Genomic DNA, 20,358 nt, shown 5'->3' on the forward strand with positions numbered 1-20,358 from the left:
GATGTCGCGCCTGAACCACACCCTGCGCCTGGGCCTGAAAGAGCTGACCAGCCTGCGCCATGACAGCGTGCTGCTGTTGTTCCTGCTGTATGCCTTCAGCGTGGCCATCTACATGCCCGCAGCCGGCTCGGTGATCGGCGTGCACAACGCCAGCGTCGCGGTGGTGGACGAAGACCACAGCCTGCTGTCACGCAAGCTCGGCGAAGCCCTGCAACCACCCGAATTCCAGCCCGCCGTGCCGCTGGCCCCGGGGCGCCTGGACCAGGCCATGGACAGCGGCCAGTACACCTTCGTGATCAACGTGCCGGTGAATTTCCAGAGCGACCTGCTGGCCGGACGATCACCGGAACTACAGATCAATGTCGACGCCACGGCGATGAGTCAGGCGTTCATCGGGGCCGGCTATATCGGCCGCATCTTCGAACGCGAGTTGCTCGACTACAGCCAGCGCAACAACACGCAGAGCCCGGTGGCAATCAACGCCAAGGCCCTGTTCAACCCCAACCTGGAGGGTGGCTGGTTCCTGGCGGTGATCCAGATCGTCAACAACATCACCATCCTGGCGATCATCCTCACCGGCACCGCGTTGCTGCGCGAGCGCGAGCACGGCACCCTCGACCACCTGCTGGTGCTGCCGCTGACTGCGCTGGAAATCATGCTGGCGAAAATCGCCAGCAACGCGCTGGTGGTGGTGATCTGCACCTGGATTTCGCTGGTGGTGGTGGTCAAGGGCGCGCTTGGCGTGCCGCTCTCCGGTTCGATGGGCCTGTTCCTGGCCGTGACCGCGCTGTACCTGTTCGCCAGCACCGCACTGGGCATCTTCCTCGCCACCCTGGCGCGCTCGACGCCACAATTCGGCCTGCTGGCAATCCCGGTGATCATCCCGATGCTGTTGCTGTCCGGCGGCAGCACACCGCTGGACAGCATGCCGCAGTGGCTGCAGTGGGTGATGCAAGGGTCGCCGTCGACGCACTTTGTCAGCCTTGGCGCCGCAATCCTGTTCCGTGATGCCGGCTGGACGGTGGTGTGGCCGGACATCCTGGCGCTGGCCGTGATCGGGCTGGTGTTCTTCGGCGTGGCGCTGGCGCGGTTTCGCCGAAGCCTGGCGTCCTGAGCAAAACTCAAGACCACCTGCCCGGTTCAAATATAAGAGTCTGCGCGATCCCTGTGGGAGCGGGCACGCCCGCGAACACCGGCGAAGCCGGTGCCACTCACCGCGCCGCCTGCTTCGCGGGCTTGCCCGCTCCCACAGGTCCCTGCCAGGCCATTGAAAGTAGATTCCACCCGAAGCGCGCCAACTCGAACGAGCGGATCACTGCACGATCAGGTTGTTGAACAGCAGGTCTTCAACGATCGGCTTGCCCTCTTCGGCTTCCATCACCTGCTGCACCTGTTTCAGCGCTTCCTGGCGAAGATGCTCCTTGGCCTCGACGTTGCTCATGCTGTCCACCGACTGTTGGGTGAACAGCGCCACCAGCTGATTGCGGATCAGTGGCTCGTGGTGCTTCACCGCCTTCGCGGCTTCGTCGCCGGTCACGCGCAGTGCCACGTCGGCCTTGTACACGCGCAGCCGCGGGCTGCCGTCGAGGGCGTAGTTGCCGACAAAGGGCGGGCTCAGGCTGATGTAGGCGACTTTCGGCGCCCCTTCCTTGGCTTCCTCGGCCATGGCCGCAGCCGGCAGCAGCAGCGCCAGCACCATCAAGATCCACGCTTTCACGAATTTGCTCCTCAATACAGTTGGCGCCAGCTTACCCAGCATGCCGCTCAAACCCAAGCCCGGGCTTGTGCAGCCACTTATGCCTGCACATCAGGGCGCCCCATGCTCGTTGACCGGGCAGGCGACCCTCCTACACTTATCGGCCACGACCCGCAAAGGAATAGCCCCGATGAAAGCTGTGTTGTGCAAAACCCTGGGCCCGGCGCGCGACCTGGTGCTGGAAGAGGTGGCCAGCCCGGTGCCGAAGAAAAACGAGATCCTGCTGGATGTGCAGGCCGCCGGGGTCAACTTCCCCGACACCCTGATCATCGAAGGCAAGTACCAGTTCCAGCCACCGTTGCCGTTCTCCCCCGGCGGCGAGGCAGCGGGCGTGGTGGCCGCCGTCGGGGAAAAGGCCGGCGCGTTCAAGGTCGGCGACCGGGTCATGGCGCTGACCGGCTGGGGTGCATTTGCCGAGCAGGTGGCGGTGCCGTACTACAATGTGCTGCCGATCCCGCCGAGCATGGACTTCACCACCGCAGCGGCATTCGGCATGACCTACGGCACCTCCATGCACGCCCTGCGCCAGCGCGGCCAGTTGCAGGCGGGCGAGACCCTGCTGGTGCTGGGCGCGTCCGGCGGGGTCGGCCTGGCGGCGGTGGAGATCGGCAAGGCCATGGGTGCGCGGGTGATCGCGGCCGCCAGCAGTGCGGAAAAACTGGCCGTGGCCAAGGCAGCCGGCGCGGATGAACTGATCGACTACAGCCAGGCCAGCCTGCGTGATGAGATCAAGCGCCTGACCGGCGGCCAGGGCGTGGACGTGATCTACGACCCGGTGGGTGGCGAGTTGTTCGAGCAGGCAGTGCGCGGGCTGGCCTGGAATGGCCGGTTGCTGGTGGTGGGTTTTGCCAGCGGGACCATCCCGCAGCTGGCGGGCAACCTGGTGCTCCTCAAGGGCGCGGCGGTGCTCGGGGTATTCTGGGGGGCGTTTGCCCAGCGTCAGCCGGAGGACAATGCGGCCAACTTCCGGCAGCTGTTTGCATGGCATGCCGAAGGCAAGTTGAAGCCGCTGGTGTCGCAGACTTATCCACTGGCTGAGGCAGGGGCTGCCATTGAAAAGTTGGGGCAGCGTCAGGCTGTGGGTAAGTTGGTGGTGCTGGCCAGGTAAGACAGTTCCGGCCTTTTCGCGGGCACGCCCGCTCCCACAGGAATACCATGCCGTTCAAGGCTGTGGTGATCCTGTGGGAGCGGGCGGGCACGCTAAGAGGCCGGTGCAGGCTAATCAAACTTCGCGCAGGTTATGGCAGCGCCTGAACCGCGCCTCCAAGTTGCGATCGGGCATCTGGTGGCTGCGAAGGGCATTCAAGGTCTGTTCGACATAATCACGCGTGGTGCCATAGCGCCCCTTGGCACTGGCCAGGATCTGGCTGAGCAGGGTGTCCGGCAGGTTCCCGGCATAGCACGGCAAATGCCGCTCCAGCACGAAGCCCAGGGCCTGCACCTTGCTGCCATCACCCAACCGGCAACTGAGCCAGTGCGGCCGGTACGCCGGGTACGGCATCTCGCGCTGCCACAAGGCCATCAGCGACTCGTCCAGGCTGCTTTCATCCAGCCGGTAGGCAAAACCACTGCAGGAACCACCACGGTCCAGGCCGAACACCAGCCCGGGGGTTTCCGGAGTGCCGCGGTGTTCGTGCGACCACAGGTACAAGCCACGGTGGTAACCATGTACCCGCGCGCGTTGGCGCTCCACCGAGTTGCACTCCGGTCGCCAGATCAACGAACCATAAGCGAACAGCCACACCGGCCCACCCTGATGGCGAGACATGGTTGTCTTCATGGAATTGAACAACTGTTCGCGAGTATGTTGCTGACCGAAGTCGAGTGTCGGTGGATATGAAACTTCCCAGGACATACTTTCAAGTGCCGACATAAGCTGCCGCCATTATCCCTGTGAACTACGGATGTAGCGAGATTCGATAACGATGCGCCCCCAGCCTCTGTACCAAGGGCGCTTGCAGTAACCATAGGACAGAAGTACAGGAATACTCAAGCCCTCGCGCCAGAGTTTCATCCGCGCTCCCGACGACTGGAAAGTACTGTTTCGGCAACTGTGAAAGTTATTAGCCAAGGCGGTAACAATTACCGCCTTATACCCATACTTTCAAACTTCGGTTATTAGCCGCGTGGTGCGTAGGCAAACACATCGGCGCGCATACGGTGCGCATCCATGCCGGCTTCGACCAGGGCGTCGAGCGTGGCATAGATCATGTTCGGCGAGCCGCTGGCATATACATGCACGCTGTTGAGGTCGGCGATGTCCTCGCAGACCGCCTCATGCAGCATGCCGCAACGGCCTTCCCAACCGCACAGGTCGCTGACCACCTGATGCAGGAACAGGTTGGGCAGGCGCTGCCATTCGTCCCAGTGCTCGATCTGGTAGAAGTCCTCGGGCCGGCGCACGCCCCAGTACAGGTGCACCGGGTGCTTGAAACCCTGAGCCCGGCAATGCTCGACCAGGCTGTGCATCTGGCCCATGCCGGTGCCAGCAGCGATCAGCACCAGCGGCCCGTCGGGCAACTCGGCCAGGTGGGTGTCGCCGAACGGCATTTCGATGCGCGCCAGGCCGTCGCGCTTGAGCTGCTCGATAAGTTGCACCGCACTGGGCTCGCGCGCCAGCACATGCAGCTCCAGCTCGCGCCCGGCATGGGGTGCGGAAGCCAGCGAAAACGCCGCCTGCTTGCCGCCTTCGCGCTCGATCATCAGGTACTGCCCCGCGTGGTAGCGCGGCGGCCTGCCAGCCGGCGCGCGCAACCGCACGCGCCAGACGTCGCCACCGACCTCGACGCACTCACTGACACTGCACGCCAGTTTGCGCACCGGCAACTCGCCCAGGGCGAGCACACCATCCCAGAGCAACACGCAGTCCTCCAGCGGTTCGGCAATGCAGGTGAACAGCTCGCCATGGTCGCGGACTTCACCGTCCTGGCGTACCCGCCCTTCGACCAACAACGCGGCGCAGACATGGCAATTGCCATTGCGGCAGCTGTTCGGGCAGTCATAGCCCAGCCGCCGCGCTCCATCCAGGATCCGTTCCCCGGGTTCGAGCGCCAGCACCGCCCCGGACGGCTGCAACGTTACCTGCATCAATCTATTCCCAACTGATCCCACAGCTCATCGATACGGCGGGTGACGGCTTCGTCCTTGACGATGACCCGTCCCCATTCGCGTGTAGTCTCGCCCGGCCACTTGTGCGTGGCGTCCAGGCCCATCTTCGACCCCAACCCGGATACCGGCGACGCGAAGTCCAGGTAGTCGATCGGGGTGTTGTCGATCATCACCGTATCACGCTTGGGGTCCATGCGTGTGGTGATGGCCCAGATCACATCGTTCCAGTCACGGGCATTGATATCGTCATCGGTGACAATAACGAACTTGGTGTACATGAACTGTCGCAGGAACGACCACACACCCAGCATCACGCGCTTGGCGTGGCCCGGGTACTGCTTCTTCATGGTCACCACCGCCATGCGGTACGAGCAGCCTTCCGGCGGCAGGTAGAAATCGACGATTTCCGGGAACTGCTTCTGCAGGATCGGCACGAACACTTCGTTCAGCGCCACGCCGAGGATCGCCGGCTCATCTGGCGGGCGGCCGGTGTAGGTGCTGTGGTAGATCGGTTTCTGCCGGTGGGTGATGCGCTCGACGGTGAACACCGGGAAGCTGTCCACTTCGTTGTAGTAGCCGGTGTGGTCGCCGTACGGGCCTTCCGGGGCCATTTCGCCCGGGTGGATCACGCCCTCCAGGATGATTTCGGCGGTGGCCGGTACCTGCAGGTTGCTGCCCCGGCACTTGACCAGTTCGGTGCGGTTGCCGCGCAGCAGGCCGGCGAAGGCGTACTCGGAGAGGGTGTCCGGCACCGGGGTCACGGCGCCGAGGATGGTGGCCGGGTCAGCGCCCAGGGCCACGGCGACCGGGAACGGCTGGCCAGGGTTCTTCTCGCACCATTCGCGGTAGTCCAGGGCCCCGCCACGGTGGCTGAGCCAGCGCATGATGACCTTGTTGCGGCCGATCACCTGCTGGCGGTAGATGCCCAGGTTCTGGCGGTCCTTGTTCGGGCCGCGGGTGACGGTGAGGCCCCAGGTGATCAGCGGCGCCACGTCGCCCGGCCAGCAGTGCTGGATCGGCAGAGCGCCGAGGTCGACATCGTCCCCCTCGACCACCACTTCCTGACACACCGCGTCCTTGACCACTTTCGGCGCCATCGACACGACTTTCTTGAAGATCGGCAGCTTGGACCAGGCATCCTTCAGGCCCTTCGGCGGCTCAGGCTCCTTGAGGAAGGCCAGCAGCTTGCCGATTTCCCGCAGTTCATCGACCGACTCGGCGCCCATGCCCATGGCCACGCGCTCCGGGGTGCCGAACAGGTTGCCCAGCACCGGGATGTCGAAGCCGGTGGGCTTTTCGAACAGCAATGCAGGGCCCTTGGCACGCAGGGTGCGGTCGCAGACCTCGGTCATTTCCAGGACGGGGGAGATCGGAACCTGGATGCGCTTGAGCTCGCCGCGCTGTTCCAGGCCACGGATGAAGTCGCGCAAGTCGCGATACTGCATGCAGGAGCCTCGTGTTGGCCGTATCGGTCGGGGTGCAGAGTGTAGCGCCGTTCGGGCTTTGTTTGGGGGCAAAAATGCATTGGGGCCGCTTCGCGCCCCTTCGCGGGCACGCCCGCTCCCACAAGGATCACACTGAACCTGTGGGAGCGGGCGTGCCCGCGAAGGGCCGCAAAGCGGCCCCAATTACTGCTTGGCCTGAAACGCTTACTTGCGCTTCATCGACAGGAAGAACTCGTCGTTGGTCTTGGTCTGCTTGAGCTTGTCGACCAGGAACTCGATGGCGGCGATTTCGTCCATCGGGTGCAGCAGCTTGCGCAGGATCCACATGCGCTGCAGTTCGTCGTCGGCGGTCAGCAGCTCTTCGCGACGGGTACCGGAACGGTTGATGTTGATGGCCGGGAACACGCGCTTCTCGGCGATGCGGCGGTCCAGCGGTAGCTCCATGTTGCCGGTGCCCTTGAACTCTTCGTAGATCACTTCGTCCATCTTCGAGCCGGTTTCGACCAGCGCGGTGGCGATGATGGTCAGCGAACCGCCTTCCTCGATGTTACGCGCGGCACCGAAGAAGCGCTTCGGCTTCTCCAGGGCGTGGGCGTCGACACCACCGGTCAGTACCTTGCCGGAGCTCGGGATCACGGTGTTGTAGGCACGCGCCAGACGGGTGATGGAGTCCAGCAGGATGACCACATCCTTCTTGTGCTCGACCAGGCGTTTGGCCTTCTCGATCACCATTTCGGCGACCTGCACGTGGCGGGTTGGCGGCTCGTCGAAGGTGGAAGCAACCACTTCGCCGCGCACGGTGCGCTGCATTTCGGTCACTTCTTCCGGGCGCTCGTCGATCAGCAGGACGATCAGGTGGCACTCGGGGTTGTTGCGGGTGATGTTGGCCGCGATGTTCTGCAACATGATCGTCTTGCCCGCTTTCGGCGGAGCAACGATCAGGCCACGCTGGCCTTTGCCGATCGGGGCGCACAGGTCGATGACGCGGCCGGTCAGGTCTTCGGTGGAGCCGTTACCGGCTTCCATCTTCAGGCGCTTGTTCGGGAACAGCGGCGTCAGGTTTTCGAACAGGATCTTGTTCTTCGCGTTTTCCGGGCGGTCGAAGTTGATGGTGTCGACCTTCAGCAGGGCGAAGTAACGCTCCCCTTCCTTCGGCGGGCGGATCTTGCCGACGATGGTGTCACCGGTACGCAGGTTGAAGCGGCGGATCTGGCTGGGCGAGACGTAGATATCGTCAGGGCCGGCCAGGTAGGACGCATCAGCCGAACGCAGGAAACCGAAACCATCCTGGAGAATCTCCAGCACGCCGTCACCCGAGATCTCTTCGCCGCTTTTCGCGTGCTTCTTCAGCAGGGCGAAAATCACGTCCTGTTTGCGCGAACGGGCCATGTTTTCGATGCCCATCTGTTCGGCCATTTCCAAAAGATCGGTAATCGGCTTTTGCTTGAGTTCAGTCAGGTTCATAAGGGGAGTGACGTAATCATGTAAGAAGGGAGAATTAAGCTTCTGGCTTAATGAGGCCGCGCCGCTAGATGGCGACAGGATCGCGTACTGATTCGAATTAGGGATGCTTCGGCGACGGCGTGTAGAGGGCACTGGAGAAGCAGTGCGAGGCCGAATGTAACACTTGCTTTTTTCGACGTCTAGTGGTTTTGACCGGGTAAATCGTGCCATGTGGGAGCGGGTTTACCCGCGAAGGCGGCAGCGGGTTCGGCATCGAATTCGCGGGTAAACCCGCTCCCACAGGCCCTTCGGGCAAAGAAAAGCCCCGCATCTGCGGGGCTTTTTCACATCACAGGTGGGCGTCGAGGAACGCGGCCAGCTGCGATTTGGACAGGGCGCCGACCTTGGTGGCTTCGACGTTGCCGTTCTTGAACAGCATCAGCGTCGGGATACCACGCACGCCGTGCTTGGCCGGGGTTTCCTGGTTCTCGTCGATGTTCAGCTTGGCGACGGTCAGTTTGCCCTCGTAGGTAGCAGCGATGTCGTCCAGAACCGGAGCGATCATCTTGCATGGGCCGCACCATTCAGCCCAGTAGTCGACCAGCACCGGGCCTTGAGCCTGCAGTACGTCGGCTTCGAAGCTGGCGTCGGTGACGTGTTTGATTTTGTCGCTCATGGAAATCTCCAAGGTCGTAAGCAATAAAAAACGTTGCCCATCATAGCCGCACCCGTCTCCTACAGGAAGCCGCGGACGATTGAGTGTAACTATAGTTGTGCAAGACGCCACGAATCGAAACTGTCATACAAACGTCATAGCATCGAATGGCACATTGCCTTGCATCAAGGCCAGCTCAACGGCTATGTACCACGCGTTGGCGACAGCCTGCTATCGTGGCACGATTGCCGGGTTAACGACCGAGAACAACCAGATCATGCCGCAAACCATCGCGAAGAACCTGTCCCTGATCGCCGCCATCGACCTTGGCTCCAACAGCTTTCACATGGTCGTGGCCAAGGCCCACCATACCGAAATCCGCATTCTCGAGCGGCTCGGCGAGAAGGTTCAGCTGGCCGCTGGCATCGACGAAGAACGCAAGCTCAGTGAAGAGGCAATGGAACGAGGCCTGGATTGCCTCAAGCGCTTTTCCCAACTGATCAACGGCATGCCGGCAGGCTCGGTGCGCATCGTCGGTACCAACGCCTTGCGCGAAGCGCGCAACCGCAACGAATTCATCCAGCGCGCCGAAGCCATCCTTGGCCACCCGGTCGAAGTGATCTCCGGCCGTGAAGAAGCGCGCCTGATCTACCTGGGCGTGTCGCACACCCTGGCCGATACACCCGGCAAGCGCCTGGTGGCGGATATCGGCGGCGGCAGTACCGAGTTCATCATCGGCCAGCGCTTCGAGCCGCTGCTGCGCGAAAGCCTGCAGATGGGCTGCGTCAGTTTCACCCAGCGCTACTTCCGCGACGGCAAGATCACCCCGGCCCGCTACGCCCAGGCCTACACCGCCGCGCGCCTCGAGCTGATGAGCATCGAGAATGCCCTGCACCGCCTGACCTGGGACGAGGCCATCGGCTCGTCCGGTACCATTCGTGCCATCGGCGCCGCCATCAAGGCAGGCGGCCTGGGCAATGGCGAGGTCAACGCCGAGGGGCTGGCCTGGGTCAAGCGCAAGCTGTTCAAGCTGGGTGAGGTCGACAAGATCGATTTCGAAGGCGTCAAGCCGGACCGCCGCACCATCTTCCCGGCGGGCCTGGCGATTCTCGAAGCGATCTTCGATGCCCTGGAACTGCAGCGCATGGACCACTGCGACGGCGCCCTGCGCGAAGGCGTGCTGTTCGACCTGCTGGGCCGCCACCACCACGAAGACGTGCGCGAACGCACCCTGAACTCGCTGATGGAACGCTACCACGTGGACCAGGGCCAGGCTGCGCGCGTCGAGCGCAAGGCATTGCACGCCTTCGACCAGGTGGCTGACGCGTGGGACCTCAAAGACGGGAATTGGCGCGATCTGCTGGGCTGGGCGGCGAAAGTGCACGAAATCGGCCTGGATATCGCCCACTACCACTACCACAAGCACGGCGCCTACCTGATCGAACACTCCGACCTGTCGGGCTTCTCCCGCGAGGACCAGCAGATGATGGCCTTGCTGGTGCGCGGCCACCGCCGCAACATCCCCAAGGACAAGATCGCCGAGCTGGGTGAGGAAGGGGTCAAGCTGCTGCGCCTGTGCGTGCTGCTGCGCTTCGCCATCCTGTTCCACCACATCCGTGGCAACCAGCAGATGCCGAAGGTCGAGCTCAAGGCTGCCGACAGCAGCCTCGATGTGGCCTTCCCTGAGGGCTGGCTGGAACAGAACCAGCTGACCCAGGCCGACTTCGCCAACGAGGCGGAGTGGCTGGCCCGGGTCGGCTTCGTCCTCAGCGTACGTTGAGGACCGGGTTGCTCAGGCGCTCCAGCAGGGTCGCCTGGGCACTGCGCGGGTTCTGGTTGCCGGTTGGCGTGCTGCGCACGTAGCGCCCGTCCGGCTGCAGGGTCCAGGCGTGGGTGTTGTCGGTAAGGTAGCCTTCCAGCTCCTTCTTCACCCGCAGCAACAGCTTCTTGCCTTCCACCGGGAAGCAGGTCTCGACACGCTTGTCGAGGTTGCGCTCCATCCAGTCGGCACTGGACAGGTAGATCTGCTCTTCGCCGCCATTGAGGAAGTAGAACACCCGCGTGTGCTCGAGGAAGCGGCCGATGATCGAGCGCACCTGGATGTTGTGCGAAACCCCCGGAATGCCTGGGCGCAGGCAGCACATGCCACGCACCACCAGGTCGATCTTCACGCCCGACTGGCTGGCCTTGTACAGCGCCTTGATGACCTTGGCGTCGGTCAGCGAGTTGAACTTGGCGATGATATGCGCCGGCTTGCCTTCGAGGGCAAACTGGGTTTCCCGCGCGATCATGTCGAGCATGCCCTTCTTCAGGGTGAACGGCGCGTGCAGCAGTTTCTTCATGCGCAGGGTCTTGCCCATGCCGATCAGCTGGCTGAACAGCTTGCCGACGTCCTCGGTGAGGGCGTCGTCGGAGGTCAGCAGGCTGTAGTCGGTGTACAGGCGGGCGTTGCCGGCGTGGTAGTTACCAGTGCCCAGGTGCGCATAACGCACGATCTCGCCCTGCTCGCGGCGCAGGATCAGCATCATCTTGGCGTGGGTCTTGAAGCCGACCACGCCGTAGATCACCACCGCACCGGCCGCTTGCAGGCGGCTGGCCATCTGCAGGTTGGACTCTTCGTCGAAGCGCGCCCGCAACTCGATCACCGCAGTGACCTCCTTGCCGTTACGCGCCGCGTCCACCAGCGCGTCGACGATTTCCGAGTTGGCCCCGGAACGGTACAGGGTCTGGCGCACGGCAAGCACGTGCGGGTCCTTGGCGGCCTGGCGCAGCAGGTCGATCACCGGGGTGAAGGACTCGAACGGGTGCATCAGCAGGATGTCCTGCTTGCCGATCACGCTGAAGATGTTGTCGGCGTTCTGCAGCAGCTTGGGGATCGCCGGGGTAAACGGCGTGTACTGCAGCTCGGGGTGGCTGTCCAGGCCGGTGATGCTGAACAGGCGGGTAAGGTTGACCGGGCCGTTGACCTGGTACAGCTCGCTTTCGCTGAGGCTGAACTGCTTGAGCAGGTAGTCCGACAGGTGTTTCGGGCAGGTGTCGGCCACCTCCAGACGCACGGCGTCACCGTAGCGGCGCGAGAACAGCTCGCCGCGCAGGGCGCGGGCCAGGTCGTCGACCTCTTCGGAGTCCAGCGCCAGGTCGGCGTTACGGGTCAGGCGGAACTGATAGCAGCCCTTCACCTTCATGCCCTGGAACAGGTCGTCGGCGTGCGCATGGATCATCGACGACAGGAACACATAGTTGGCGCCCGGGCCACCCACCTCTTCCGGCACCCGGATGACCCGCGGCAGCAGGCGCGGGGCCGGGATGATCGCCAGGCCCGAATCGCGGCCGAAGGCGTCGACACCCTCGAGCTCGACGATGAAGTTGAGGCTCTTGTTCACCAGCAGCGGGAACGGGTGGGTCGGGTCGAGGCCGATCGGGGTGATGATCGGGGCGATTTCGTCGCGGAAGTAGCGGCGCACCCAGGTCTTGAGCTTGGGTGTCCAGTAACGCCGGCGGATGAAGCGGATATGGTGCTTTTCCAGCTCTGGCAGCAGCACGTCGTTGAGGATCGCGTACTGGCGCTCCACTTCGCTGTGCACCAGGTCGCTGATGCGTGCCAGCGCCTGGTGCGGCTGCAGGCCGTCGGCACCGGCCTGCTCACGGGCGAAGTTGATCTGCTTCTTCAGGCCGGCGACGCGGATCTCGAAGAACTCGTCGAGGTTGCTGGAGAAGATCAACAGGAACTTGAGGCGTTCGAGCAGCGGGTAGCTCTCGTCCAGCGCCTGTTCCAGCACACGGATATTGAACTGCAGCTGCGAGAGTTCGCGATGAATGTACAGGCTGCTGTCGTCCAGGCCTGGGATGATGATTGCAGGGGTCGGCGCGGGGGCCGGAGCCGCAGTTTCTGCCACCGGTTCCGCGGCAGGCAGGGGCGCCGGCGGCAGGTCTGGCGGGGTCTGCACCATCTCTTCGGGGAGCTCCTGAGCATCCTTGATCGCGACAGGGGTTAGCACTTCATTATTCATCTGGCGTTCCTGAGGACGTTAACGCCCTATCATCTATTGAGCGGCAAGATAAGCGCCCATTATGACGCCTGTGTTACATGCCAGGGCAAGCCATGGCGCGTGGCTTCTGGCATTCTCCGAGCAGGAATTGTTCATGTCGAGACACATTTGGACACTTTCACGAACGCGCGCGAAGGGGTAGGCTTCGCGTTCATTTCGCCAGCACCTCAGAAAATGCTTCAACAATTCCTGCAGGATTTCGGCTACTTCGCCCTTTTTCTAGGCACCTTCTTCGAAGGCGAGACCATTCTGGTGCTTGCGGGATTCCTTGCGTTCCGCGGTTACATGGACATCAACCTGGTGTGCCTGGTGGCGTTTTTCGGCAGCTATGCCGGCGACCAGCTGTGGTACTTCATGGGCCGTCGCCACGGGCGCAGGATCCTGGCACGCAAACCGCGCTGGCAGGCGATGGGTGACCGGGCGCTGGACCACATCCGTCGCCATCCCGACATCTGGGTACTGAGTTTCCGCTTCGTCTATGGCCTGCGCACGGTCATGCCGGTGGCCATTGGCCTGTCCGGCTACCCGCCACGCCGCTATCTGTTGCTGAATGGTCTTGGCGCTGCCATCTGGGCAGTGGCCCTGGGCGCGGCCGCATATCACTTCGGCGCCATCCTCGAAGGCCTGCTGGGCAACGTGAAGCGCTACGAGCTATGGGTGCTCGGTGGCCTGTTGGCGCTGGGCGGCCTGCTGTGGCTGCGCCGGCGCTTCCGCACTTTGCGCGCGGAGCGCAAGGCGGCGGGCAAGGCCCAGGCCCCAGAGGCTGAGCAGGCTGTAAGCCACGAGCAGCAACCAGGCCAGCGGCACGACCACCGCTAGGCCCAGTGCGCCGGCCAGGTACAGCGCCGGCGCATTCGCCAGCAACCGTACCAGCTCCAGGCGCACGGCCCATGGCCGGTTCTCCAGCAACGCGCCCAGCACGAACAAGCCAAACGCCATCAGCGCCCAGCCGAGTACCAGGGCGGCGGTTGGCACGCGTTCGGCCACCTCCATCAGATAGCTGCCCAGCGCCACGTAACCCACGAATTGCGCCGCCACATAGGCCTGCTGCGCACGGCCCAGGGCAACCTCGAACTTGCGAAACAACGCCAGGTCCTGCTTGGCCTGCGGGTAGCGTGCAGCCACATCGGCCGGGCGCCAGCCGGTGGGCATGAACCAGATGCGCAGTTTGTCCCACAGGCTACCGGCGCGACGGGCGTCGTGCCAGAGCTGGGCATAGAACTGCAGGTTGGCCCACAGCGGGTTCCAGCTGGCCAGCGGCGTGGTCACCCCGAACACCACCGGCTCGGCCGGGTCTTCCTCTTTGAAGGTGCCGAACAGACGATCCCAGAGAATGAACACGCCGCCGTAATTGCGATCCAAGTAAGCAGGATTTTGCGCATGGTGGACGCGATGGTTGGATGGCGTGATCAACACCCACTCAAGCCAGCCCAGCTTGGGAATGTGCCGGGTATGCACCCAGAACTGGTACAGCAGGTTGAGCGACGCCACCGTGATGAACACCAGCGGCGGCACACCGAGCAACGCCAGCGGCAGGTAGAACAGCCACGAGAAGATGAACCCGCTGCTGGTCTGGCGCAGCGCCGTGGTGAGGTTGTATTCCTCGCTCTGGTGATGCACCGAGTGCGCAGCCCACAGCACGTTGCGCTCATGGCCAAGACGATGCAGCCAGTAGTAGCAGAAGTCGTACAGGACAACGGCCAACAGCCACACCCACCAGGCCTGCGGCGGCAGGCGCAGCAACGCCATGTGCTCGAACGCCAGGGCATAGGTCACCAGCCCCACCCCTTTGGTCAGCAACCCGGTACTGGTCGACAGCGCACCGGTGCTGAGGCTGTTGATCGAGTCGGCCAGGGTGAAGTTGCGCTGGCCGCGCACACGGTCGGCCAGCAGCTCGACGGCGATCAGAACGAAGAAGAACGGCACGGCCAGCAGGATCAGGTCCATGGGTACGACCTCAGGTGTTATCCGCCAAGATTAGGCCGCGCTTGCAGGAATCCCTATGGCTACATCTGCCAAACTAGAGGACATTTAGCGCCTCGACACTGGAGTAAAAAGCATGACAAAAAAAGTAGCGGTGATTCTTTCCGGCTGTGGCGTTTATGACGGCGCCGAAATCCACGAAAGCGTGATCACCCTGCTGCGCCTCGACCAGCGTGGTGCGCAGGTGCAGTGCTTCGCGCCGAACATTGCGCAGATGCATGTGATCAACCACCTGACCGGCGAGGAAATGCCCGAATCGCGCAATGTGTTGGTGGAGTCGGCGCGCATTGCCCGCGGCGAGGTCAAGGACATCCGCGAGGCCAAGGCCGAAGACTTCGATGCGCTGATCGTGCCGGGCGGTTTCGGGGCGGCGAAGAACCTGTCCAACTTTGCCGTGGAAGGCGCCAACTGCAGCGTCCACCCGGATGTGCTGGCCTTGGCCGAAGCCTTTGCCGACGCCTGCAAGCCGGTTGGCCTGATCTGCATCTCGCCGGCGCTGGCGGCGAAGATCTACGGGCCAGGCGTGGTCTGCACCATCGGTACCGACGCCGGCACTGCGGCGGCCGTGACGAAGATGGGTGGCACCCATGAAGAGTGCGATGTGCACGATATTGTCGAGGACACCCAGCGCAAGCTGGTGACCACCCCGGCGTACATGGAGGCCAAGTCGATCAGTGAAGCGGCTGGCGGGATCTACAAGCTGGTGGATCGGGTGCTGGAGCTGACGCACGAGGGTGACCAGTAAATCCTTGGGCCCGCTGCGCAGGCCATCGCCGGCAAGCCAGCTCCCACAGGAATAGCGCATGGCTTGAGGCCAACGCGATCGAGGTGGGAGCTGGCTAGCCGGCGATGGGCTGCAAAGCAGCCCCCGCATCAGGTTTTACTCAGTCGTGCAATGATCCTGTCCAGCGCATTGGCAAAAGCCTGCTTCTCGCGCTCGCCATAAGGCGCCTGCCCTCCCCCCACCTGGCCCTGCTCGCGCAGCTCGGTGAACAGGTTGCGCGCCGCCAGCCGATCACCCATGTTGCGCTCGTCGAACTCGCGCCCGCGCGGGTCCAGTGCCGCCACGCCCTTTTTCACCAGGCGGTCGGCCAACGGCACGTCACTGCAGATCACCAGCTCGCCAGGCACGGCGTGCTCCACCAGGTAATCATCGGCCGCGTCCATGCCGCTGGGCACCACGATCAGGCGCACGATCGCGAACGCCGGCTTGGCCACAGCCTGGCCCGCCACCATCACTACCTCGAACTTGCGCTTGAGGGCGAACTTGACGATCAGATCCTTGGCCGCCTTGGGGCAGGCGTCGGCATCGATCCACACACGCATCGGAAAACCTCGCAATCAGCTTGAGGCCCCCATCATGCCTCAAGCGCAACGAAAGCTGCAGCCGTCGCCCACGCGCGCTGGGAAAATGGCGCCAATATTTCAATTGCCGCTTATCCGACCCCGCCACTCAGGCTACACTCGCCACAGCTCCGCTGGCCTGCCCGAGTGCGCAATGAACCACCCCCACGAAATCCGCCCCGACCTGGACGAAGGCATCGACCGCAAGGTCCTGGCGACATTGCGTGCGCGCTTCCTGCGGCTCAACCAGGGCCGGCTGCAGCGGGCCCTGGAGGGCCTGTCGACGCGCCAGCAACAGGTGCTGACGCTGCTGCCGCTGCTGTTTCATGTGAACCACCCGTTGCTACCGGGCTATGTCTCCGGCAGCACTCCCGCCGGCGTATCGGGCTACGAGCCAAGCGCCGACCTGGTAGTCGAGGCCCAGCGCCTGGCCCGCTCGTTCACCTACAAGGCCCGCCATGGCAACCCGCCGCGGCCGATCCACGGCCTGTTCCTGATGGGCAGCCTGGGCTCGCTGGCCCAGGCCGAGCACAGCGACATGGACCTGTGGGTGTGCCATGCACCCGGTCTGGCCGACGAGCTGCTGGGCGAGTTGCGCCGCAAATGCCAACTGCTGGAGGCATGGGCGGAAAGCCTGGGTGCCGAGGCACACTTCTTCCTGATCGACACGCAAGGTTTCGCCCAGGGCCAACGCGAGGGCCAGCTCGGTTCCGACGATTGCGGCACCACCCAGCACTACCTGCTGCTGGACGAGTTCTACCGCACTACTATCTGGCTGGCCGGGCGCACGCCACTGTGGTGGCTGGTGCCGGTCTACCAGGAAGACGATTACCACACCTATACCCAGACCCTGCTGTCCAAGCGTTTCATCCGCAGCCAGGACGCCCTCGACCTCGGCAACCTGGCGCACATTCCGCCCGGCGAGTTCGTCGGCGCCGGCTTGTGGCAACTGTTCAAAGGCATCGACTCGCCCTACAAGTCGCTGCTCAAGCTGCTGCTGACCGAGGCCTATGCCAGCGAACACCCCGCCGTACGCTGCCTGAGCCTGGACTACAAGCAGGCAGTGTTCGCCAACCAGCTCGACCTCGACGAGCTGGACCCGTACGTGATGGTGTACCGGCGCATCGAGCGCTACCTGCTGCAGCGTGGCGAACACGCGCGCCTGGAGTTGGTGCGGCGCAGCCTGTACCTGAAGGTGAACAAGAAGCTCAGCGACCCGGCCCGGGCCAATGGCTGGCAACGCCGGCTGTTGCAGCGCCTGGCCGACGAGTGGGGCTGGGACGAGCGCCAGCTGGCCCTGCTGGACAGTCGCAACCAATGGAAAGTGCAGCAGGTTGCCGTCGAGCGCCGCGAGCTGGTGGCCGAACTGAACCACAGCTACCGCTTTCTCAGCCAGTTCGCCCGCACCCAGAACGCCAGCAGCCGCGCCGACCAGCGCGATCTCAATGTGCTGGGCCGGCGCCTTTACGCGGCCTTCGAGCGCCGCGCCGGCAAGGTCGAAGTGATCAACCCCGGTATCGCCCCGGACCTGGCCGAAGGCACCCTGACCCTGGTCCAGGCGCCTAACCGCAAAGAGCCCGGCAGCCACCACTGGGAGCTGTACACCGGCAACCTGAGCCCCCATGAGGTGGACCACTTCAGCCCGCTCAAGCGTTGCCGCGAACTGCTCGAGCTGCTGACATGGGCCCATCGCAACGGGGTGATCGACAGCAGCACGCGCCTGGCGCTGCACCCGGGTGTCAGCGATCTCAGCGAATTCGAGCTGTTCAACCTGGTCGGCTGCCTGCAGCAGAGCATCCCCCTGCCCTTGCCGACCGTCAGCGAAGTGCGCCTGCTGCAACCCAGCGTTGCCGACGAGGTGCTGCTGCTGGTCAACGTCGCCATCGACCCGCTGCGCCACCACCGCGACCTGAACATCCTGATGACCACCGAGCGTACCGACTCGTTGAGCTATGCAGGCGTGCGCGAAAACCTGGTCCTTACCCTGGACCAGGTCACCCTCAACAGCTGGAACGAGGTATTGGTCCAGCGCTATGACGGCGAGCACGCGCTGGTGCGCTGCCTGCGCGACTTCCTCAACAGCCCCGTGCTGCGCGGCCACCGGCCGAGGGTGCGGGTGCGCTGCTTCTGCCACAGCCGCGCCCAGGCCATCGGCCAACGCGTGGAGGAAATCTTCGACACCGTGCAGCTGCTGCTGGACCAGGGCCTGAACCACCGCTATTTGCTGCAGGTGGCCCAGCACACCCATGTGCTGGAGCTGCTGGCCGGCCATGTCAACCTCACCACCCTGGCCGAGCACGAGGCGCTGCTGGACTACCTGGGCGAAGAGCGTAGCGCCTACAGCCCGCTGTACCTGGATGCCAACGCCCTGCAGGACCACGACCTGCACCTGGTGCTGGAGCAGGGCCGGCCGGCCTGCATCCAGGTGTTCTACCGCCTGCAGGGTGGCTGGGCCGAGCTGTACGTGCTGGATGAATACAATGCCCTGTGGCAGCAACGCCTGCCCCTGCACGACGAAGCCCACTTGCTATTGCCGCTGCAGCGCTTTCTGCGTTCGGTGGTGATGCGCCGTGATGCCCGGCTGCCGCTGGACAGCCAGCGCGCGGCCTCACTGGACATCCACTACGCGCAACTGTTGCCTTCCGGGCCAGGCAAGGCGCGCAGCATCGAGCCGCGCCAGGCCCCGCTCGAGGGTAGCGACCAGCCTTACTATGAGGTGCAGGCGATCATCCAGGCCGGGGTCGCGGGTGCGGCGCACGTGACGCTGTATTGCGACCAGCAGGAGTTTTCCGAACTGGAGCATGGTGAACAGCTGTATGCGGTAGCGGCCCGGCAAATCCTCGGGCAGCGACGTGGTGCAGGACAGTACCGCTGCTACATCACTGACCTGGATTTGTCCGAGTTGCTGGATGACCAGCTGGGGTCGACGCAGCTGTACCTGCGCTACAAGCGGGAGCTGGAGCAGGCTTTGAACGAGGGGTTGGAGCAGGTGCTAATTGAATGACAAGGGGCTGCTTTGCAGCCCATCGACGCGGTTCGTCGCCACGACAAGCCAGCTCCCACCCCGATCGCATTGACCTCAGGCCATGCGCTATCCCTGTGGGAGCTGGCTTGCCGGCGATGGGCCGCAAAGCGGCCCCCTGGCCCTTACAGGTCGAAATCGCCCGCCGCTTCCGGCTGGTATTCCACTTCCAGCAGCTTCAGCTTGAGGGTCTTGCCCCCCGGGGCCGGCCAGTCGATCTGCGCGCCCACCGACAACCCCAGCAAGGCGCAACCGATCGGCGCCAGGATCGAGACCTTGCCTTCCGGCCCGGCATCCTTCGGGTACACCAGGGTCAGGTGGTAGTCCTTGCCGCTGGCTTCCTCACGGCAGTGCACGCGCGAGTTCATGGTCACCACGCCAGCCGGGACTTCCTCGTGACCGACCACCTGCTCGGCGCGGTCCAGCTCGTCCTGCAGGGCGAGCACACCCGGCGTACTCTCGTCGAGGCTGTCGATCAGACGCTCCAGACGTTGTACGTCCAATCGGGTGAGGATGAGGGAAGGCTTGGTGCTCATGATCCAGTCAGACTCCTTTGAACAGGCGGTTTTCATCGTGCAGATAAAGCAAAACCCCGCCCAAGGGCGGGGTTTGTGAAGGCTTTGGCGTCACCGACGCAGAACCCGACGTTACCACAGCCGGGTAAATACTCAAGCCCCTGCGATCAGTGTGCCTTAGCCTGGTCGCGCAGGGCCTGGGCCTCGCGGCAGATCTGCCGGCGCCGTTCGTCATCGGCCGAACGCCATTCGCGGATGTGCTCGACATGCCGGTGGCAACCCGTGCAGACCCGCTGTTCGTCCAGCCGGCAAACGCTGATGCAGGGCGACGGTACTGCGGGGCTGACGTTGCTGTAGAGCGGCTTGGGCGGCCGGGCCTGGGTGCTGCTCATGTCAGATCTCGTCAAAGTCCAGCTTCTCGCCGGCCCGCTCCCAGACGATGCGCTCGAGCATTTCGCCCAGCAGCTCCTCGCTCTTCTCGCACACCCACTTGCCGCTGTCTTCGTCGTAGTCGAAGTGGAAACCGCCGGAACGGTCGGCCAGCCACAGCTGGCGCAGCGGCTCCTGGCGGCTGAAGATCAGCTGGGCGCCGCCTTCGAACTTGACGGTGAGGACGCCAGCGGAGTTCTCCATGTCCAGGTCCAGGCCGCTCTCGTCGAACAGGTCTTCCAGGGCCTGTTGGGTCGCGTCGACCAGATCATGGAAACGCGCTTCACTCAAACTCATTGCAGGAACCTCGAAATTGGCTGCGTTACAGGCAAGCCCGGCAAGATACGGGCGCTTGCCGCCGAATGCAAAGGTTTAGCCGCTACCTTCACTGGCATTAACTCAAAGCCTGTGGGAGCGGGCATGTCGATGCGTCGAACCGCCGCGAAGCAGACGCCGCGGTGTGTGGCACCGGCTTTGCCGGTGTTCGCGGGCAAGCCCGCTCCCACAGGTACTGCGAAAGGGCCCTTGCAGGCGGTAAGAATAGCCCGCCAGGCGGGCCGGCCCTTGCATAGGCAAGCCGTCGGTCGCTCGGTATACTCGGGCGCAATA

General features: G+C 63.8%; 17 protein-coding genes and 1 pseudogene. 6 read left to right on the top strand and 12 right to left on the bottom strand.

Annotation, left to right across the window (positions count from 1 at the left end; all coding sequences use genetic code 11):
* Position 1 precedes the first annotated feature (1 nt).
* Complete coding sequence (locus B2790_RS01930) at positions 2-1,114, top strand: ABC transporter permease (protein WP_286918142.1); 1,113 nt, start codon at positions 2-4, stop codon at positions 1,112-1,114.
* Between the two features lie 198 nt (positions 1,115-1,312).
* On the opposite strand, the gene B2790_RS01935 is transcribed toward B2790_RS01930, so the two are convergent.
* Positions 1,313-1,717: a flagellar basal body-associated protein FliL gene (locus tag B2790_RS01935; RefSeq protein ID WP_025341058.1), complete on the bottom strand. Its 405-nt coding sequence runs from the start codon at positions 1,715-1,717 to the stop codon at positions 1,313-1,315.
* A 169-nt stretch (positions 1,718-1,886) separates the two neighbouring features.
* Here B2790_RS01935 and B2790_RS01940 point away from each other — a divergent pair, with 169 nt between their 5' ends.
* A complete protein-coding gene (locus B2790_RS01940) occupies positions 1,887-2,864 on the top strand; it encodes an NADPH:quinone oxidoreductase family protein (RefSeq protein ID WP_286918143.1) in 978 nt (325 codons plus the stop codon).
* A 114-nt stretch (positions 2,865-2,978) separates the two neighbouring features.
* Here B2790_RS01940 and B2790_RS01945 read toward each other — a convergent pair whose 3' ends face one another.
* From B2790_RS01945 to trxA, 5 genes are all read right to left on the bottom strand, one after another.
* Positions 2,979-3,629 (bottom strand): gamma-glutamylcyclotransferase, encoded by a 651-nt coding sequence (locus B2790_RS01945; RefSeq protein ID WP_025341060.1) that lies wholly within the window; start codon positions 3,627-3,629, stop codon positions 2,979-2,981.
* Between the two features lie 245 nt (positions 3,630-3,874).
* Positions 3,875-4,843: a CDP-6-deoxy-delta-3,4-glucoseen reductase gene (locus B2790_RS01950; protein WP_025341061.1), complete on the bottom strand. Its 969-nt coding sequence runs from the start codon at positions 4,841-4,843 to the stop codon at positions 3,875-3,877.
* Positions 4,843-6,309 carry a 4-hydroxy-3-polyprenylbenzoate decarboxylase gene (ubiD, locus tag B2790_RS01955; protein WP_025341062.1) on the bottom strand — a complete coding sequence of 489 codons (1,467 nt, stop codon included), beginning with the start codon at positions 6,307-6,309 and terminating at the stop codon, positions 4,843-4,845. The genes B2790_RS01950 and ubiD overlap by 1 nt, the downstream gene beginning before the upstream one ends.
* Positions 6,310-6,513: 204 nt before the next feature.
* Positions 6,514-7,773 carry a transcription termination factor Rho gene (rho, locus tag B2790_RS01960; protein ID WP_003253661.1) on the bottom strand — a complete coding sequence of 420 codons (1,260 nt, stop codon included), beginning with the start codon at positions 7,771-7,773 and terminating at the stop codon, positions 6,514-6,516.
* Between the two features lie 328 nt (positions 7,774-8,101).
* Complete coding sequence (trxA, locus tag B2790_RS01965; protein WP_012274768.1) at positions 8,102-8,428, bottom strand: thioredoxin TrxA; 327 nt, start codon at positions 8,426-8,428, stop codon at positions 8,102-8,104.
* A 256-nt stretch (positions 8,429-8,684) separates the two neighbouring features.
* Between trxA and ppx the strand changes: the two genes are divergently transcribed.
* Positions 8,685-10,187 carry an exopolyphosphatase gene (gene ppx / locus B2790_RS01970; protein WP_025341063.1) on the top strand — a complete coding sequence of 501 codons (1,503 nt, stop codon included), beginning with the start codon at positions 8,685-8,687 and terminating at the stop codon, positions 10,185-10,187.
* On the opposite strand, the gene ppk1 is transcribed toward ppx, so the two are convergent.
* Positions 10,174-12,417, bottom strand: coding sequence for a polyphosphate kinase 1 (gene ppk1 / locus B2790_RS01975; RefSeq protein WP_286918144.1), 2,244 nt, complete (start codon positions 12,415-12,417; stop codon positions 10,174-10,176). The two genes, ppx and ppk1, sit on opposite strands and share 14 nt — an antisense overlap.
* A 213-nt stretch (positions 12,418-12,630) precedes the next feature.
* Between ppk1 and B2790_RS01980 the strand changes: the two genes are divergently transcribed.
* Positions 12,631-13,275, top strand: coding sequence for a DedA family protein (locus B2790_RS01980; RefSeq protein WP_085704029.1), 645 nt, complete (start codon positions 12,631-12,633; stop codon positions 13,273-13,275).
* 501 nt (positions 13,276-13,776) lie between these two features.
* Here B2790_RS01980 and B2790_RS01985 read toward each other — a convergent pair.
* Positions 13,777-14,403 (bottom strand): annotated as a pseudogene (locus tag B2790_RS01985) (sterol desaturase family protein); the annotation flags it as partial.
* A 112-nt stretch (positions 14,404-14,515) separates the two neighbouring features.
* On the opposite strand from B2790_RS01985, the gene elbB reads away from it, so the two are divergent.
* Positions 14,516-15,184: an isoprenoid biosynthesis glyoxalase ElbB gene (gene elbB, locus B2790_RS01990; protein ID WP_046613644.1), complete on the top strand. Its 669-nt coding sequence runs from the start codon at positions 14,516-14,518 to the stop codon at positions 15,182-15,184.
* A gap of 128 nt (positions 15,185-15,312) precedes the next feature.
* On the opposite strand, the gene B2790_RS01995 is transcribed toward elbB, so the two are convergent.
* Positions 15,313-15,765, bottom strand: coding sequence for a YaiI/YqxD family protein (locus B2790_RS01995; RefSeq protein ID WP_085592371.1), 453 nt, complete (start codon positions 15,763-15,765; stop codon positions 15,313-15,315).
* Between the two features lie 172 nt (positions 15,766-15,937).
* Here B2790_RS01995 and B2790_RS02000 point away from each other — a divergent pair, with 172 nt between their 5' ends.
* Positions 15,938-18,787, top strand: coding sequence for a class I adenylate cyclase (locus tag B2790_RS02000; protein ID WP_286918145.1), 2,850 nt, complete (start codon positions 15,938-15,940; stop codon positions 18,785-18,787).
* Between the two features lie 143 nt (positions 18,788-18,930).
* Here B2790_RS02000 and rnk read toward each other — a convergent pair whose 3' ends face one another.
* The 3 genes from rnk to cyaY all read right to left on the bottom strand — a co-directional run bounded on the left by rnk (position 18,931) and on the right by cyaY (position 20,046).
* On the bottom strand, positions 18,931-19,341 hold the full coding sequence (gene rnk, locus B2790_RS02005; protein ID WP_025341069.1) for a nucleoside diphosphate kinase regulator: 411 nt from the start codon (positions 19,339-19,341) through the stop codon (positions 18,931-18,933).
* A gap of 146 nt (positions 19,342-19,487) precedes the next feature.
* Positions 19,488-19,712, bottom strand: coding sequence for a DUF1289 domain-containing protein (locus B2790_RS02010; RefSeq protein WP_013974742.1), 225 nt, complete (start codon positions 19,710-19,712; stop codon positions 19,488-19,490).
* A gap of 1 nt (position 19,713) precedes the next feature.
* A complete protein-coding gene (cyaY, locus tag B2790_RS02015; RefSeq protein WP_004575827.1) occupies positions 19,714-20,046 on the bottom strand; it encodes an iron donor protein CyaY in 333 nt (110 codons plus the stop codon).
* Between the last annotated feature and the right edge of the window lie 312 nt (positions 20,047-20,358).

The sequence above is a fragment of the Pseudomonas sp. UBA6753 genome, from assembly GCF_002453565.1.
GTDB classification, from domain to species: domain Bacteria; phylum Pseudomonadota; class Gammaproteobacteria; order Pseudomonadales; family Pseudomonadaceae; genus Aquipseudomonas; species Aquipseudomonas putida_Z.